Annotated in this window: 14 protein-coding genes; 11 read left to right on the forward strand and 3 right to left on the reverse strand. The window is 40.9% G+C overall.

The genetic code is table 11. The features are described 5' to 3' along the window. The first annotated feature begins 212 nt into the window (after nucleotides 1-212). The 4 genes from carB to mutT all read left to right on the forward strand — a co-directional run bounded on the left by carB (nucleotide 213) and on the right by mutT (nucleotide 6781). Nucleotides 213-3485, forward strand: a complete 3273-nt coding sequence (carB, locus tag B4U84_RS14815) for a carbamoyl-phosphate synthase large subunit (RefSeq protein ID WP_131119120.1) — start codon at nucleotides 213-215, stop codon at nucleotides 3483-3485. 823 nt (nucleotides 3486-4308) lie between these two features. Beyond that, the gene (locus B4U84_RS14820) at nucleotides 4309-5265 is read left to right on the forward strand and encodes an RNA polymerase sigma factor, RpoD/SigA family (protein WP_017309882.1); all 957 of its coding nucleotides are present in this window, start codon (nucleotides 4309-4311) and stop codon (nucleotides 5263-5265) included. Between the two features lie 361 nt (nucleotides 5266-5626). Further along, on the forward strand, nucleotides 5627-5971 hold the full coding sequence (locus B4U84_RS14825) for a DUF760 domain-containing protein (protein ID WP_131119122.1): 345 nt from the start codon (nucleotides 5627-5629) through the stop codon (nucleotides 5969-5971). Between the two features lie 345 nt (nucleotides 5972-6316). Beyond that, nucleotides 6317-6781, forward strand: coding sequence for an 8-oxo-dGTP diphosphatase MutT (mutT, locus tag B4U84_RS14830; RefSeq protein WP_131119124.1), 465 nt, complete (start codon nucleotides 6317-6319; stop codon nucleotides 6779-6781). On the opposite strand, the gene B4U84_RS14835 is transcribed toward mutT, so the two are convergent. Beyond that, a complete protein-coding gene (locus B4U84_RS14835; protein WP_207390992.1) occupies nucleotides 6782-7993 on the reverse strand; it encodes a histidine kinase in 1212 nt (403 codons plus the stop codon). 836 nt (nucleotides 7994-8829) lie between these two features. On the opposite strand from B4U84_RS14835, the gene B4U84_RS14840 reads away from it, so the two are divergent. Next, nucleotides 8830-10242 carry an S-layer homology domain-containing protein gene (locus B4U84_RS14840; RefSeq protein WP_131120974.1) on the forward strand — a complete coding sequence of 471 codons (1413 nt, stop codon included), beginning with the start codon at nucleotides 8830-8832 and terminating at the stop codon, nucleotides 10240-10242. A 705-nt stretch (nucleotides 10243-10947) separates the two neighbouring features. After that, on the forward strand, nucleotides 10948-12048 hold the full coding sequence (locus B4U84_RS14845; protein ID WP_207390954.1) for an SGNH/GDSL hydrolase family protein: 1101 nt from the start codon (nucleotides 10948-10950) through the stop codon (nucleotides 12046-12048). On the opposite strand, the gene B4U84_RS14850 is transcribed toward B4U84_RS14845, so the two are convergent. Continuing rightward, on the reverse strand, nucleotides 11990-12766 hold the full coding sequence (locus B4U84_RS14850; protein ID WP_044451714.1) for a class II aldolase/adducin family protein: 777 nt from the start codon (nucleotides 12764-12766) through the stop codon (nucleotides 11990-11992). The genes B4U84_RS14845 and B4U84_RS14850 overlap by 59 nt on opposite strands. 60 nt (nucleotides 12767-12826) lie before the next feature. On the opposite strand from B4U84_RS14850, the gene B4U84_RS14855 reads away from it, so the two are divergent. From B4U84_RS14855 to B4U84_RS14875, 5 genes are all read left to right on the forward strand, one after another. Then, nucleotides 12827-13879, forward strand: coding sequence for a M42 family metallopeptidase (locus tag B4U84_RS14855; RefSeq protein ID WP_044451715.1), 1053 nt, complete (start codon nucleotides 12827-12829; stop codon nucleotides 13877-13879). Between the two features lie 166 nt (nucleotides 13880-14045). After that, nucleotides 14046-14486, forward strand: coding sequence for a CBS domain-containing protein (locus B4U84_RS14860; protein WP_044451716.1), 441 nt, complete (start codon nucleotides 14046-14048; stop codon nucleotides 14484-14486). Nucleotides 14487-14571: 85 nt separating this feature from the next. Beyond that, nucleotides 14572-15237 (forward strand): phycobilisome degradation protein NblB, encoded by a 666-nt coding sequence (gene nblB / locus B4U84_RS14865; RefSeq protein ID WP_017309891.1) that lies wholly within the window; start codon nucleotides 14572-14574, stop codon nucleotides 15235-15237. Between the two features lie 440 nt (nucleotides 15238-15677). Further along, the gene (locus B4U84_RS14870; protein WP_017309892.1) at nucleotides 15678-16457 is read left to right on the forward strand and encodes an LEVG family PEP-CTERM protein; all 780 of its coding nucleotides are present in this window, start codon (nucleotides 15678-15680) and stop codon (nucleotides 16455-16457) included. Nucleotides 16458-16869: 412 nt separating this feature from the next. Then, complete coding sequence (locus B4U84_RS14875) at nucleotides 16870-17631, forward strand: LEVG family PEP-CTERM protein (RefSeq protein WP_131119126.1); 762 nt, start codon at nucleotides 16870-16872, stop codon at nucleotides 17629-17631. Nucleotides 17632-17672: 41 nt separating this feature from the next. Here the strand turns inward: B4U84_RS14875 and B4U84_RS14880 are convergent, their stop codons facing one another. Further along, nucleotides 17673-18188 (reverse strand): DUF456 domain-containing protein, encoded by a 516-nt coding sequence (locus B4U84_RS14880; RefSeq protein WP_026081824.1) that lies wholly within the window; start codon nucleotides 18186-18188, stop codon nucleotides 17673-17675. Between the last annotated feature and the right edge of the window lie 97 nt (nucleotides 18189-18285).

An 18285-nucleotide genomic window follows, 5' to 3' on the forward strand; every position in this document is an offset into this window, starting at 1 on the left:
GAAACTTCCATAACTTTGCCTTCTTGCTGTGACCAACAGGAAGTAACACCATAAAATCCTGGAAATAGGAGAAAAATCGATAAGAGCAGCTTTTCCTTACTTGGTAGCTGTGATTAAATGCAGAAAAGTTGATAATAGACAGCATTAGTAGTAGGTAGCAAAGACCCTTAAAATAATCAAGATTTGTATTCTCTTACTCCAAAACAAGAACTATGCCCCGTCGTGATGACATTAAAAAAATTCTACTATTAGGGTCAGGCCCAATAGTGATTGGACAAGCTTGTGAATTTGACTACTCTGGAACCCAGGCTTGTAAAGCGTTACGAGAAGAAGGTTATGAAGTAGTGTTGGTGAACTCCAACCCTGCTACTATTATGACCGATCCGGAAACAGCCGATCGCACCTACATTGAACCACTCACACCCGAATTAGTCGCAAAAGTAATCGCCAAAGAACGCCCCAACGCCTTGTTACCAACAATGGGAGGACAAACCGCCCTTAACATTGCTGTAACTTTGGCAAAAAGCGGATTGTTGGAACAGTACAACGTCGAATTAATCGGTGCGAAGTTACCAGCAATAGAAAAAGCCGAAGACAGAAAACTGTTTAACGACGCCATGGCTAAGATCGGCGTCAGCGTGTGTCCCAGTGGAACAGCTTCATCACTAGAAGAAGCAAAAGCGATCGCCCACCGCATCGGTACTTATCCTTTAATTATTCGTCCTGCTTTTACCTTGGGTGGTACTGGTGGTGGGATTGCTTACAACGAAGAAGAATTTGCGGAAATGGCCCAAGGTGGAATTGATGCTTCGCCAGTATCGCAAATTCTGATTGACCAATCTTTACTAGGTTGGAAAGAATACGAACTGGAAGTCATGCGCGATTTAGCAGATAACGTGGTGATTATCTGCTCAATTGAAAACCTAGACCCAATGGGTATCCATACCGGAGACTCAATTACCGTCGCCCCAGCCCAAACCCTTACCGACAAAGAATATCAACGGCTGCGGGATATGGCAATTAAAATTATCCGCGAGATTGGCGTAGAAACTGGTGGTTCTAATATTCAGTTTGCCGTCAATCCTGTGGATGGGGAAGTCGTTGTCATTGAAATGAACCCCCGTGTTTCTCGTAGTTCGGCTTTGGCGAGTAAAGCAACTGGTTTCCCCATCGCCAAAATGGCAGCAAAATTAGCTGTCGGTTACACTTTGGATGAAATTAAAAACGACATCACAAAGAAAACTCCTGCTTCCTTTGAACCGACTATAGATTACGTAGTCACCAAAATACCCCGGTTCGCTTTTGAAAAGTTCCCCGGTTCTGAACCAGTACTAACCACACAAATGAAGTCCGTAGGGGAAGCAATGGCTATGGGACGGACATTTAACGAGTCTTTCCAAAAAGCCTTGCGTTCTCTGGAAACAGGACGCGCCGGTTGGGGATGCGACATCAAAGAAAAACTCCCCAGTGGTGAACAAATTCGCGCCCAACTGCGGACACCAAATCCTGAGCGCATTTTTGCTGTGCGCCATGCTATGCAATTGGGTCTGAGTATTGAAGAAATCTACGAATTAACTGGGATTGACCCTTGGTTCCTCGACAAAATGCAGGAACTATTGGAAATCGAAAAATTCCTGAAGCGGACACCATTACAGAGCTTGACACAAGAGCAAATGTATGCAGTGAAGCGTCAAGGATTTAGCGATCGCCAGATTGCCTATGCCACCAAAACCACAGAAGATGAAGTCAGAGCATACCGCAAACAATTAGGTGTCATCCCAGTATATAAAACAGTGGATACCTGCGCGGCTGAGTTTGAGGCATTCACTCCCTACTATTATTCAACCTACGAAGAAGAAACAGAGATTTTGCCTACAGATAAACCCAAAGTCATGATTTTGGGTGGTGGTCCAAACCGGATTGGTCAGGGAATTGAATTTGACTACTGTTGTTGTCATGCAGCCTTTGCACTCAAGAACACAGGCTATGAAACCATCATGGTCAACTCTAACCCGGAAACCGTGTCAACGGATTATGACACAAGCGATCGCCTTTATTTTGAACCCCTCACAAAAGAAGATGTACTAAACATCATTGAGGCAGAAAATCCTGTAGGTATAATTGTCCAGTTTGGTGGACAAACACCTTTGAAATTAGCTGTACCATTGCAGAAATATTTAAAATCGTCCTTTGTCACTAATAACCAAGAACAAATAACCAAAATTTGGGGTACTTCTCCAGATTCGATTGACATGGCTGAAAACCGGGAACGGTTTGAGAAAATTCTCAAACAATTAAATATTGCTCAACCAGCAAATGGTATTGCTCGTACCTATGAAGACGCCTTGATTGTCGCCAAACGCATTGGCTATCCGGTGGTAGTGCGTCCTAGCTATGTGTTGGGAGGTAGAGCCATGGAAATTGTCTACTCTGATACAGAATTAGAACGCTACATGACCTTTGCGGTGCAAGTAGAACCAGAACACCCGATTTTAATCGATAAATTCCTGGAAAATGCGATCGAAGTAGACGTAGATGCGATCGCAGATCACACAGGTAGAGTCGTCATTGGTGGGATAATGGAACACATTGAACAAGCGGGTATCCATTCAGGAGACTCAGCGTGTTCTTTACCTACTATTTCCCTACCAGTAACAGTTCTTGATCAAATTCGTCAGTGGACAGTGCAATTAGCACAAGCACTAAATGTGGTTGGGCTGATGAATATTCAATTTGCTGTGGCTGCTGCTCAAACTGAATCGCCCCAAGTATACATTTTAGAAGCTAATCCCCGTGCTTCTCGCACTGTGCCATTTGTTTCTAAAGCTACAGGCGTACCTTTGGCAAAACTGGCATCCTTAATTATGTCAGGTAAAACTTTAGAGGAACTTGGCTTTATACAGGAAGTCATACCATCCCATATTGCTGTGAAGGAGGCTGTATTACCCTTTAACAAATTCCCCGGTACTGATACCATACTTGGCCCAGAAATGCGTTCCACTGGTGAAGTTATGGGTATAGACAGTGACTTTGGACGCGCTTTTGCTAAGGCAGAATTAGGTGCTGGCGAGCGTTTACCCTTGAGTGGTACAGTATTTGTCTCAATGAACGATCGCGACAAAGCAGCAGCAGTAACAGTAGTTAAAGAATTTATCGATTTAGGCTTTACCGTCATGGCTACTGACGGTACACGTCGTGTTCTCCATGAGCATGGTCTAGAAGTAGAGTTGGTATTAAAACTCCACGAAGGACGCCCCCATGTGTTGGATGCAATTAAAAATCACAAAATTCAACTCATTATTAACACACCTTCAGGAGAAGAAGCCCAAAGCGACGCTAGGCTGATTCGCCGTACAGCCTTAGCTTATAAAATCCCCATTATCACTACCATTGCTGGCGCCAAAGCCACTGTTGCAGCGATCCATTCTCTGCAAAACACAACCTTAGATGTTAAAGGCATCCAAGATTATTGCATGGTTACATAGGGGATCGGGGAAAGGGGATCGGGCATCTAGATGTGTATAAGAGCATAGGGGATCGGGGAAAGGGGATCGGGGAAAGGGGATGGGCATAAAGCATTGGGCATGGGGCATTGGGCATGGGGCATGGGGCATGGGGCATGGGGCATAAAGCACTAGGCCTGTCTCTTATACACATCTAGATGTGTATAAGAGACAGGGGCATGGGGCATAAAGCATTGGGCATGGGGCATTGGGCATTGGGCATCCATTATTCTCCTTTGTCTCCCTGCTCCCCACAATCCCCGTTACCCCTTATCCCCAGAGGGGGCCCCTACCTTCCCCAATCCCCGATCCCCGATCCCCAATCCCCGATCCCCATGTTCAGCGCTTTTAATAAAAATTTAATAATTATAGAGGGAGATGATTATAGTTATTATTGAGTTTTATTAAGAAAAATTAGAAAAAATTCTTGCTCTTGCTAAAGTTATGGAATAAGCTTGTAGATGCAATTTCAAAAAATCACTTAGCTGAAGTCAATAAAAATAACACACAATTGTAGTCTGTACTATAGTCAGAAAATTATTATAAATGTTACAATGCTTAATAATATAACAGTCGCAAAATGTTTTACAAAATACCATCTTTATGACTGTGGGTACTTGTGCATAAAAAAAAGTGATTGTAGTCTTTAACAACTGAGAACAAATCAGAACTACGAGTCGTCCTCATCTTACCGGGCGTGTGAATAGTAGCGTAAATCCAAAATCGCTTGACTGGGTAGATACCCAGGCAAAGACATCTATCAAAGACCCCACTTCCAAACCAAGAGTTACTAAAGAGTAGTGCCATGAAGACCGCTCAGACAGCTACAGACCTAGTGCGGACTTACCTACGTGAAATTGGTCGCGTGCCATTGTTAACACACGAGGAAGAGATTTTCTATGGCAAACAGGTGCAGCGAGCAGTAGCCCTACGGGAGGTTAGAGAGTTACTAGAGCACCAGTTAGGTCGTGAACCAACACTAGAAGAATGGGCGACAGCGACGCATTTAGAAGTCACAGAATTAGATAAAGCGATCGCTAATGCTGAAATTGCTAAACGCAGGATGGTCGAAGCTAATCTGCGACTGGTGGTTTCTGTGGCGAAAAAGTATATTAAGCGCAACGTTGATTTGCTGGACTTAATCCAAGAAGGTAGCATTGGGATGCAGCGCGGTGTAGAAAAATTTGACCCTACCAAAGGTTACAGATTTTCTACCTATGCTTATTGGTGGATACGTCAAGCCATAACTCGTGCGATCGCCGAAAAAGGTCGGACTATTCGCTTACCGATTCATATTACCGAAAAACTAAATAAAATCAAAAAAGCACAACGTCAATTATCCCAAAAATTAGGACGCGCTCCTTCGGTTTCAGAATTAGCACAAGAATTAGAATTAACCCCCAAACAAGTACGAGAGTATCTCGAAAAAGCACGTGTGCCTCTATCTCTAGATATACGTTTGGGAGATAATTATGATACCGAACTAGGAGAAATGCTAGAAGATCCAGGAGCATCTCCAGAAGATTTTGTCACCCAGTCTTCCTTATCTGGTGACTTAGAAGTTCTCATGGCGGATCTCACACCACAACAACGGGAAGTAATATCCTTGCGCTTTGGTTTAAATGACGGACACGCCCTGACTCTAGCTAAGATTGGCGAAATACTCAACATCAGCCGCGAACGAGTGCGACAAATCGAACGGGAGGCCCTAACTAAACTCCGCAAATCTAAACTCAGTATCAATGAATATTTAGCAAGTTAAGGCGAGTTGGATGGATTTCATGAGCAACGACATCCCACCCTCAAATAAATTGCGCGGCTCATAGCCAAAACCCACTGAATGGGTTTTGGCTTGTTTATTAAGTCTACTTTAACTAGACGTCCATGTGTCTACCCATAACGGTAGCGCGTCTACGCCTCTACGCCTCTACCAATCACTATGGTGATACTTTCCGCTTGCTTTGGTACGGTTACACCCACTGTCAACACAACTTCAGCCTGTTACATTAGTTTGCAGAAGCACACAACAGCAATAGTAAAGTTGAACAGATGATTCATAATCTGTGATTAAAGTTTATTGAAATTCAGTTTCCCTGCTGTTGTGGTAGTACAGGAGGAAAAACGTGAACAACCCATCTAAGAAAGTCTCAGAATTTTTTAACGGTGAGTCAGAAACCGAGAACTATTTGTGGCAGTATGTTAAATCATTGACTCCAGATACCGTTAGTCAGCTATCTCAACCTGCTTCTCCTGAAGTATTTCAGGTAATGGAACGGAATATTATTGGAATTTTGGGTAATTTGCCGCCTGAACACTTTGGTGTTACTATTACCACTAGCCGTGAAAGCCTCGGTCGTCTGTTAGCATCTGCGATGATGAGCGGTTACTTCTTGCGTAATGCTGAACAGAGAATGAACTTTGAATTGGCGCTCCAAAGTACGGAAGTCAACAACCATGAAGTTGAATAGCATTAAAAATTAGCTATTACAAAGATTAAATAAAGCAAATAAGTTGATTTTAGGCTTTGTCCTAGCCACAATCAGCTGATGAAGTGACTAATAAGATAGCTGAATGTAGTCATACCAATTTAAAAAAAGGATGCGACAGATAGATTCATATAACTCTTATGCACAAAGAGTTTCCCAATCCAAAATCCAAAATCTAAAATGGTATCAGCCTCTGAAACGAGACTACTGAAAATTTAATATACAAATTGTCTTAAAATACAGACTCGGCAAAAATTTATTTATTTGTCGAGTTTTGTTTTTGGTATTTGTCGTTATTACCAAACAACCCACTACCAGCCACTATCTATGAACGAGACTAAGATTCTACCTCATAAAATTATAGGTGTTGCCGTAATTTGGAATCAACAGGGACAAATTCTCATTGACCGCCGCCGTCAAGAAGGCGCGATGGGTGGATTGTGGGAATTTCCGGGGGGTAAAATTGAGCTTGATGAGACTATCGAAGAGTGTATTCAACGGGAAATAAAAGAAGAATTAGGAATAGTAGTTGAAGTTGGTGAACACCTCATCACCATTGACCATACCTACACCCAAATCCGTGTTACTCTCACAGTACATCATTGCTGCCTCATACAAGGAGTTCCCCAGCCAATAGAATGTGATGAAGTACGTTGGGTGAGTGTTGATGAGTTAGAGACTTTTGCTTTTCCAGAAGCAAATATCCAAATTATTGCTGCATTGCGGGAGTGGGAGAATGGGGAAGGGGACAAGGGAGACAAGGGGGAGTCAGTAATTCAAAATCTACACTAACTACTTTATATACACTGGTAAGGTGAAGTGGAACCATGCGCCGTTGCTGGGTGAAGAATCTACCCATATTTGACCATAGTGGGCGCGGATAATGCGTTGGCACAAACACAGACCAATACCGTAGCCTTCTTTACTTTCATCTCGTTCCAGACGAAAATGGTTTTCAAAAATGCGATCGCGGTTTTCTTCGGGTATTCCAGGTCCCGTATCACCAATACTAAATTGAACTTTCTGGGTAGTACGATGTAGTCCGGCAACAGTAATTATACCACCTTCAGGTGTATATTTAATAGCATTATCCAGCAGATTTATCAAGACCTGACGGATACGTTCGGGATCGGCGTAAACTAGGGGTAAATCCTTGGGAATATCCTTTTCAATTTTTAAGGATTTGGCTGTGTAGCGATCGCTCAATTCTTCTAAAACATTCAAGCATAGTTGTCCCAAATTCGTTTTTTGTGGCTTCACCGGAAATTCTCTTTCGTTGTTGTTACGACCTACTTGCAAAAGGTCAGTAATCATACGATCTATAATACGAGCTTGGTTACGGGCTTGTTTGAATAAGTTATTTGTCATTGTCGGCGTTAGCCGCTCAAAACCTGCTTTCTCTGGATTATAGTTGGATTGCAGAGTCTCTGTAGCTATAGAAATCGCTGTTAGAGGATTGCGGAGGTCATGGGCTAGCATCGCAATTACCCTGTCTTTAAATTGCAATTGCTCTTCAAGTTGATCCTTTTCTTGTTTTAAGCGAAAAACTTCATCTGATAAGTGCAGAAGTTCGGCGGATACAGCAATTGAACGAATAGAGGATTTAGAAACTGAGGCGGTGCGACCATTATCCTCTGTATTTTCTTGCAGGTCACTCTGTAATTTTATATAGGCATCAACTGCAACTTGCCAGCGAGGCCACCAATTTTTGAGCTGTGTAACAATATTACTACCAGCCAGAATATGTCGAGGTTCCGGGTGAATTTTGATTAAAGCTGGTGTCGCTACTAGTTTAAAGTGTTCAGCCAAATAGGGTTGTTGTCCGACATCAACCATTTGTAGTTCAAACTTGTAGTCAGCCTGTAATTCTTTCAAATACGCACGAATTCGTTGGACTTGCTGTCGAGACTTTGGTCGTCCATCGACAAAAAGTAACAACTGTAGTGGAGCTTCAGAATAAATGGGCTGATCCTGGGAAGCTTGCATGTAATCGTGTTTTAGCACTGGTAACAAACCGACGACGCTGAGAGATAGAGTAAAATCAATTCGCGTGTGTCGATGATAATGATCTTTGTTTGTTTTCAATTTAATATCTATTTTAGATTTTTCATACTCCAATTCTCTATAGGTTTTTGAGATACAATATGTATTTTTCAACCATTTGCTTTGCCTTTGCCTGAGCCTAGTTTTTTCTTGACAAGACTTGTGCAATCAGTCTAAGTCGTGATTTTCGCTGAATCAATATATTTCGTCAACAGGATTGGGCTTTTTTTATACAACAGCTTTTTGACTGTGAACAGAACAGACAACTTAAATAAATATGAACTCAGCCTCACATAACAGCGATCGCACCACCAAAAATATCAGTTTAACTGCGAATTGCACAGCTAAATTAAGCACAGACTAAAACCGCATTTTCCCCATACATAATTCCAAGATTCTTGGGAAAAAACTATCAAGCTTGACCGTTTCGTCATTGAAATACCAAAACAGTTCTTGATGGGTTTTTAGTTGCGCTCAAGCGCCGACAACAAAATAGACGGACTAGTACAAGCCATACAATACTATCAACTTTTTGAGAATGGCTAGCACTGGTAGATTTTTGGTTTTAGTCCATCTAGCTTACCATCTTTAGCCTAATAGTTTTAGCGATCGCTAATCTCGAACTATAAGCGATCGCCTTCCTTATCTATAAATCAGGCAAAGCAAACGCGGCTTTAACACCAGCTTAACACTTTCGAGTCAGGGATTGGGGATCGGGGATCGGGGATCCCCTTTCCCGATCCCCTTTCCTCCCAAATACGCTAGGGTAGAAATTGACACTCAATTTTTTATTTCCTGTGCTGTACTTTCAACGTTCAGCTGTCTTTATCAGTTTGGCAGTTTTACTCACTTCCCTCACGGCCTGTGCTAATAGTAATATTGGTAAAAGCCTTGAGCAATCTTTGGCAGCAGATTCTCGACTGAAAGATAACCCAGTAATTTTTGGTGCTAACCAAACGCCAAATGGCGATCGCCAAAACTCAAACCAATCTACCCAACCAACAGTCCAGTTACCAGCTGATTTTCCCAAGGATATCCCCATTTATCCAAACGCCCAAATACAAGAAGTGTCTGCTGCAACTCACTCACAGAACAAAGTATCAACTCGCTGGCTGAGTTCTGACCCTAGCAATTTCATCGCTAGCTTTTATCGTAGTCAGTTGCAAAATAATAATTGGCAGATTTCCCAACAGCCAACTGATGAGCAAAGTGGTACTTTTACCGCGACACGCGATGATTTACAATTGACGATTTCTATTAAACCTCAATCAGTTACTAACGCTGCACCCAATCAACCACAAACAGCCACCGAATTACTCATTGAGTACCAGCCATCCAAAACTATAGCTCAAGCTACCCCAACTCCTAGCAATCAAATTACTAGTAGTGATACTGCTCCTCAACCAGGTGATCCGCAGTTCATCGGCCCAGTACAACCAGAAGGCTCAGTCAGCCAAGCAAATGACACTTCTAACACTAGCAACTCTACATCAACAGCAATATCTGGTACTCAAGAATTTAGTGACTTAAACAAAGCGCCCCAAGAATTGCAAAAATATATTCAAGATGTAGCTCGTTTGGGTATTTTGTCTGTAGAGTCTCAAGGTACAAAAAATAATTCCGCTACAACCAATCTGTTTGAACCTAACAAAAATATCACCCGTCGAGAATATGCTCGTTGGCTGGTAGCTGCTAATAATGCTATGTATGCCAATATTCCATCTAAACAGATTCGCTTGGCATCAGAAAACGCCCAACCAGCTTTTAGTGATGTACCAAAAACAGATCCAGATTTTCCAGCTATTCAAGGATTAGCTGAAAGTGGTTTATTCCCTAGTCTTTTATCTGGTGATTCTACACAAGTTTTGTTTCGTCCGGATGCGCCTTTGACACGCGAACAATTACTGTTATCAAAAGTTCCTCTGGATACCCGCCAAGCTTTCCCTGCTGCGAATGTGAGTGCAGTCAATCAGACTTGGGGTTTTCAGGATGCAGGAAAAATTGACCCCAAAGCATTACGGGCGATATTGGCTGATTTTCAAAATGCAGAACAATCTAACATCCGTCGGGTATATGGTTATACCACACTTTTCCAACCGAAAAAACCAGTAACTCGTGCCGAAGCAGCAGCAGCATTGTGGTACTTTGGTACTCAAGGTGAGGGTATGTCAGCAACCGATGCTCTGAAATTAACGCGATCGCCCCAGTAGTCTGTCCCATTAATTTTGATGAGTCGTGAGAATTGAGATTCTCGACTTATCTTAAGATACGGCTTACATTGCAATTGTATCGGCTTACATTGCGATTGTATCGACTTACATTGCGATTGTATCGACTTACATTGCGATTGTATCGACTTACATTGCGATTGTATCGGCTTGCATTGCGATTGCAGCCGTCTGTACAGTTTATTTAAGAACATCTTTATATTAGACCTCTTGCATAGTCCTCACCCTAGCCCTCTCCCAAGCTTGGGAGAGGGTAAGAAACTGTAACTTAATTTCTAGACTTTGTGTCTACCCTTACGGGTAGGCGCGTAAGCGACTTCTGCAAGTAGACGCTAGCGCGTCTATGTGTCTTGGTGTTTCAAAAGTCGATTTTTTAACCACCAAGACACGAAGGTGAAAAAACCAAAAAAAATAAGTCGGAAGTACGGTTTTTATATGTGGATTTAAACCCCTGGAAATATTTTGCACAAGTTTCAGCAGCTATCTGCTTATATCTCAGAGGCTTTAGCCGCTGAGTTTTACGCTTCCCGCGAGGCGAGGTTCTATTAATAGTATTAAAACTTGCTTTTTAATCTTTTAAGGTTGATTCTTTCTCAAGATTCCCTGTAATAGTTGCTTTTGTGCTTGACTGAAAAAGCCTTTTACTGCGATATTACTCTGTAACTGGAAATTATCCACCTTGATAATATGCAATTTATTGGTGCGATCGCTTATCAATTTAAGCACAAAATTAGTATCAAAAAAGAAATCATAGCAGCAGGATTTTTGCTTTTATCTTTTATGTCACCGCTTAAATCTTTGGCTGCAACAAAGATTAGTAAAATTTATGTATTTGGTGATAGTCTTTCTGATCCTGGCAACTTTTACAATGCCTCAAAATCCTATATTCCACCAAGTCCACCATACTATCAAGGACGCCTTTCTAATGGCAAGGTGTGGGTAGAACATCTGGGAGATGAACTAGGATTGTCCCCAACTTTATTTACTGACTTAAAAAATAGCATTCCCAGCGAAGGCATTAATTATGCCTTTGCAGGAAGTAGTTCTGGTTTGGGTAATGCTACAGTTCCAAAATCCCTATTACCAGGAGTGCTTGGGCAAGTTGGCTTATTCACACGCTATTTACGAGAAAGCAATCAACAAGCTGATCCAGATGCACTTTATATCATCTGGGGTGGTGGCAATGATTATGTTTTTGGTAGCGTTACTGATGTCAGCCAAACAATTACAAATTTGTCAAGATCAGTGACACTGCTTGCCTTAGTAGGTGCTAAAAATATTATGGTAATTAACTTGCCAGATTTAGGCAAAATTCCTTTAACATCAAATCAACCAAATTCTGATCAATTAACTACTTTGACTCAAAAACATAATATGGCATTGGCAGCAAGTTTAAAAACTCTCAGTTCAATTCCTGGTGTTAATATTATTGCTGTTGATGTCAATTCCCTATTTATAAAGCTGCAAACTTCCCCCAGCCAATTTGGTTTAACCAATGTAACTGATGCTTATTTATTATGTAACTTTGAGGATATTCTTCAAGGAAATTTGAATATATGCGGTAGTCAAAGTGGAAATTCTGATGAGTACTTATTTTGGGACAGTATACATCCGACAACACGCGTTCACAACTTTGTAGCAGAAACAGCACTCGAAGCATTGAATAAGCAGCCCCTATCTACATCTTGGCATGAGGAATCTGGGAATTTGCAGCTTGTAGAACAGCAGCTTATTCCAAAAAATCGGGTTCTTGCCGGACAATCATTTCATACAAAGGTTGAAAACTAAACCAGCCCATATAATGAGAACCTACCTGGCTTTGTGCTATGCTGGCATACTCATGTTTAATTGGATGTGGTTTACCAGCTGCTTCTGCTAATAATTGGGCTTGACAGGTGCGTTCCATTGTGATGAACCACCATGCAGCCTCATCAACTGAATGACCAACTGTAAGCAAGCCGTGATTTTTGAGAATGACGGCTTTATTATTACCCAGAGTTTGAGCAATGCGTTTACCCTCTTCCAGTTCCAAAACCACACCAGTATAATCATCGAATAAGCTGTGATCTTCGTAGAACATGCAAGCATCTTGGGTGAGGGGGTCAAGCAAGCGACCCAAGCTAGACCAGCTTTTGCCATAGAGTGAGTGAGCATGAGCTGCTGCAACCACATCAGGACGAGCAAGATGGATTTGGGAATGAATTGTGAAACCCGCTTGATTGACGGGGCGATCGCCTACAATGACATCACCTCGGTGGTTAACTAAAATCAGATCACTGACTCGAATTAAACCGAAATGCATACCAAAAGGATTGACCCAAAAGCAATCCAGTTGTTCTGGATCACGAGCGGTAATATGACCTGCAATACCTTCATCAAATCCAAAACGAGAAAACAAGCGAAACGCTGCTGCTAGTCGTTGCTTGCGATGTAGACGTTCTTCTTCAGGTGTAGAAAAAACTGGGGGTTGGGGAAGATTGGGTTTTTCGACAGAGATAGCTTGCATTTTGCCCACCTAATATTATGATTGTTGGGATTCAAAAGCTCATATACTCTGAGTATACTTATGTGGGATTACGACCACTTATTCAAAATAATTGCAGAATTGGTTATGCATCACTCTCCTAGTGGTGTGGAAACAGAAATTAACCAATACTTGATGCAGAGATTTACAGACTTGGGAGTCAAAGCTTGGTGCGATCGCGCTGATAACATCATTGCTAAAATACCCGGTAAAAATCCTGACCGAGCGATCGCCATCACTGCTCACAAAGATGAAATTGGTGGAATCGTCAAAACCATTGGCGAACAAGGTAAAGTTGAAGTCCGCAAACTCGGTGGTGCATTTCCTTGGGTTTATGGTGAAGGTGTTGTGGATTTACTCGGAGATCATGCAACTATCAGCGGTATTCTCAGTTTTGGTTCGCGTCACGTTTCCCACGAATCACCACAAAAAATCCAGCAAGAAGATACTGCTGTGAAATGGGAAGATGCTTGGATTGAAACAAAATGTACTACCGCCGAACTAGAAGCAGCTGGGATTCGACCGGGAAGTAGAATGGTGATTGGTAAGCATCGCAAGCATCCAATTCGGCTAAAAGACCATATTGCCAGTTATACACTAGACAATAAAGCCTCTGTAGCAATTTTGTTAGCTCTAGCAGAAAAGATCACACAGCCAGCAGTCGATGTATATTTGGTTGCATCAGCAAAAGAAGAAGTGGGAGCAATTGGGGCACTTTATTTTACTCAAAACCAGTGCTTAGATGCCTTAATTGCTTTAGAAATTTGTCCTTTATCATCAGAATACCCGATTGAAGACGGCAAAAGTCCTGTAATTTTGTCTCAGGATGCCTATGGGATGTATGATGAAACTTTAAATGGACAATTACACCAATCTGCCAAACAATTAAATATACCAGTGCAACTTGCAATCTTAAATGGTTTTGGTAGCGATGCTTCTATTGCGATGAAATTCGGTCATGTCGCCCGCGCAGCATGTTTAGCCTTCCCCACCCAAAATACCCACGGATACGAAATTGCTCACTTAGGAGCGATCGCCAACTGTATTGATTTGTTACAAGTCTTTTGCCAAACCCCATCATTAGTTGATTGTTAGTTGTTAGTGGTAATCACCAATCACAAATGACCATTGTACAGACGCGATTTATCGCGTCTCTAATGACAAATGACCAATGACCAATGACCAAAATTCTCTACAATAATCCCAGAGTGCTTTGATAAAAGGTGTCAGCAAACAAATGCCTAAGACCGTCGCCGACGTAATGAGTCGTGACCCCATTGTAGTCCGACCCGAAACTCCTTTGAAGGAAGCTATCCAAATTCTGGCAGAACGACGCATCAGTGGTCTACCTGTTGTAGATGACGCTGGTAAATTGGTAGGTATTATCTCGGAAACCGATTTAATGTGGCAAGAAACAGGAGTTACGCCTCCAGCGTATATTATGTTTCTTGATAGCGTGATTTATTTAAAAAACCCAGCTACATACGATCGCGATTTACACAAAGCTTTGGGACAAACCGTTGGGGAAGTCATGAGTAAACACCCCATCACTGTCTCCCCTGAGAAAAGCTTAAGAGAAGCAGCCAAAACCATGAGCGATCGCAACGTTCATCGTTTACCAGTTCTTGACAGCGAGGGTCAAGTAATTGGTATTCTTACCCGTGGCGATGTCATTCGAGCAATGGCCGCAAGTCAAGATTAGTCATTAGTCCTTTGTCATCGGTCATTAGTTCTTTGACAAGTGACAAGTGACAAATGACAAACTTTAAAAAAAGTGAGATCAATAAATGAGTGTTAATCCTGAATCTGTAAAACAATTACTGATTTCTGAGGATTTGGGCGATCGCTTACGAGCAGTGAATCAAATTCGTGAACTAGAACCAACAATTGGTTTTGAGTTAATTCAAAATGCTATCAATGACAATAATTCCCGTGTTCGCTACTCAGCAGTGAGTCAGTTTGATACGTTGGGTGGACAAGATTTAGATTTATCTTTGAGTTTATTACGCGATCGCTTGCTCAATGATCCAGAACCAGATGTGCAAGCAGCAGCAGCAGACTGTTTGGGTGCTTTGAAGCTGAGAGCAGCTTTTGAAGATTTGCAGCAGCTTTATGAAACAAGCAACGAATGGATCGTCAAGTTTAGCATTATCGCTACTTTAGGAGAATTAGGTGAGCCGCGATCGTTTGATTTACTCCAACAGGCGCTTTCCTCAGACAATGAATTAGTGCAAACTGCTGCAATTAGTTCTTTTGGCGACTTGGGAAACACACAAGCAATTCCACTTTTAGCTCCCTACGCTACAAATCTAGATTGGCAAATTCGCTATAGAGTAGCACAAGCTTTGGGTCGTCTCAAAGGAACAGACGCCAAAAATATATTAGAAACCTTGGCGAAAGATGAAGTGGAAGTTGTTGCAACAGAAGCACGAAAATCTTTAGAAAGTTTCTAAATTCAGCACTCTTTTAAAAATGGGTCTAGGAATCCAGAAAGGGACAACATAAAGGTTCACGTGTTTGTGAACCTTTTTTTACAAAATACTTGTCTTATACGTATATAGCAATCCCTGGATATTGCTAATTTCGCAACTCAAATAGAATTGCTATATTCTTCATAAATCAATCGATAAAATTTTTTGAAATCAAGGGGTTAATAGCATTCAAAATCTCTTGTTTTGATAATTAAGTATTATATTTTATAATCGAGTATTTTCAATAACATTTAAATTCAGTATTTTTCCTAAAATTTTTCTTAAAATCAAGAACAAGTAAATGTTCTGATTTTTAGATGACAATTACTCGGATACGGAAATAACATACGGTTATGTTTCAGAACAAACACGTAAGTTTGTTTTTAATAACCGAAATTATCCTTAATTATTTCCAATAAATCATGCAAAAAATCTCTGCTTTCACAAAAATACTAATAGCATTGTCTGTTAGTTTAGGTATTGCTGCTGCTACACCTTCAGCAAAAGCTGCTTCCTTAGTTCCTCAACAAGAAGGAGAAGTACAAACCAACCTCGGATGTCTTGATCCGAATCAGTGCATTAACACAAACTCACTAGGTTACACAGTTACAAGTTTAGATTACGATGGGGCTGGAGGTTATGGTCTTAGCCGATTATTTGTAGATAGCAGAACCACTTCTAATACCTATCAAGGACAAGGTTTGAAAGTTAGTTTTGGGACAAAAGATGCAGGTACAAACCCAGCATTAAGCGAATATTGGTTCCGTCCTGTAGCGATTACAGAAAAAGGTAAGTTACCTGAAGGTGGTCAATTAGAAGTCGGTCGCTTCTTATTTAATTTCATAGAAGAAATGTCGGAAGTAAGTTTAGATTTTTTTGACGTAGAAGATACAGGCACTGCTATCTTATTTCTAAATGGTGAAGATATTACTGATTTAGTTTTACAAGCTGGTAAAAATAACGGCATTCAGTCATTAACTCTTTACGATGTAAAATCTTTTGAAGTGCAGTTGGGTAACGCTTATTCTAATAAATTCAAAACAGGTGATGGTGTTGATCTCAGAGGAACAATCGTTCCCAAAGCAGTACCAGAACCAGGAAACATTCTCGGTTTCGGTGCTTTGTTTGTAGTAGCTATATTTGGTTTGCGACAACGCAAAAAAAACACATCACTAGCTTATACCATTTCACTAAAATCTTAATACAAATACAGACAAAGTAGAGACGCGATATATCGCGTCTCTGGTGGATTTAAATGTCAATTGATTTGTCTTATCCGAGCAGTATTGATATGTATCTTGATTAACGATTAATATTCATAAATTAAAAAAATAGTACTTTCATCTACGAAAAATCACTTGCTTATCTTTTTTGATAGTCTGCTATAGCTGCTTTTATATATACGTTATTTTTTTTGATTTCCTAGTTATTAATACGTATCTACCTTGTGAATTTACGGAGTAACATTACGTTTTTATCTACAAATCAAGAGAATGTAAAATATATTTTTCCTACTACCCACTTCAGCAAATTATCTATTAGCGTAGTGATGCAATAGCAATACATAATCATTTTTTACTACGAATTTAATGTAAGGGTTGCAGAAGGGGAATCATGCATAAATTTCATTTTTTAGCAGCAATGATGGGAACAGCTTTGGGCTTGGGCGTAATTGCTGGTGCGCCTGCTGCTCATGCTGGTTCTCTCATTCCCAGACAAGAAGGTGAAATTAAGACTAATCTTGCTTGTCTTGATTCAACTAAATGTCTTAGTACAAATTCACTCGGTTACACAGTCACCAGTTTAGATTTTGATGGGGCTGGTGGATACGGTGCTAGTCGATTATTTGTGGATGATAGAGCCACTTCTAACACCTATCAAGGCCAAGGTTTAAAAGTTAGTTTCGGAACAAAAGACGCAGGTACAAATACAGGAATTAACGAATACTGGTTACGCCCTGTGGCCATTACAGAAAGTGGTAAATTACCTGAAAATGGTCAATTAGAAGTTGGTCGCTTTTTGTTTGAATTCACAAATGTAATGTCGGAAATAAATCTAGATTTTTTTGATGTAGAAGATATTGGTACTGGCGTTTTGTTAATCAATGGTAAGTCGGTTAACAATATGATGTTATCTGCTGGCAAAAACAATGGTATTCAGGCTTTAACTTTTTATGATGTCAAATCTTTTGAAGTGCAGTTGGGTAATGGTCATTCTCAGAAGTTTCCCAAGTATGGTGATGGTGTGAACTTATCTGGAATCGAGGGAACACCAAAAGCTGTACCGGAAGCGGGAACAATCTTTGGCTTGAGTGCTTTGTCAATAGCTGGTATGTTTGGCTTACGGCAACGTAAAAAGATTTTATCAACAGGCTAAAGGTGATACTGTTTTAGCTGCTGAATACATCAGCAGCTTTTTTAACCAAACACTTGTGGCCAAGTATTGACTAAGAAAAACACAACTGCTGCGATCGCCAATATCCCCTGAATTAAATTTCCTACGACTGTACCAACTACAATTCCAATACCTGCTTTGAGTGCGATCGCAAAGTCTCTTCTATAGATTAATTCACCGATGATTGCTCCTACTAAAGGGCCAAACAGTATTCCTAAAAGTGGCCCTCCTACAGGTAAAGCTGGTAATAATCCTAAAAACCCAGCAATTAAACCAATAATTGCACCTATCTGTCCCCATTTACTAGCGCCCGCTTGTTTTGCACCCAAATAACCAGCTAATAAATCTACACCAATACTTAGAGCTAAAACTATAGCTGTGACAATCAATGGCGCACTAATAGCAGCAAAAGAACCTTTTATAAATCCCCAAATAATAATAGCTATTAATATTAAACTGGCACCTGGTAAAGCTGGAACCACAGAGCCAATAATACCTACAACCATTAAGGCGATTAGTAATAAATAAACTATTTGCATAAGTAAGTCCGCACAAATAAAGCTAAGTAGTTGGGGTCGTCATTTGTCAAAAGTCATTTGTCGTTGGTAAGGGTTTTAGGCATATTTACTTATGGTG

Source organism: Westiellopsis prolifica IICB1, assembly GCF_004323185.1.
Taxonomy (GTDB): domain Bacteria; phylum Cyanobacteriota; class Cyanobacteriia; order Cyanobacteriales; family Nostocaceae; genus Pelatocladus; species Pelatocladus prolificus_A.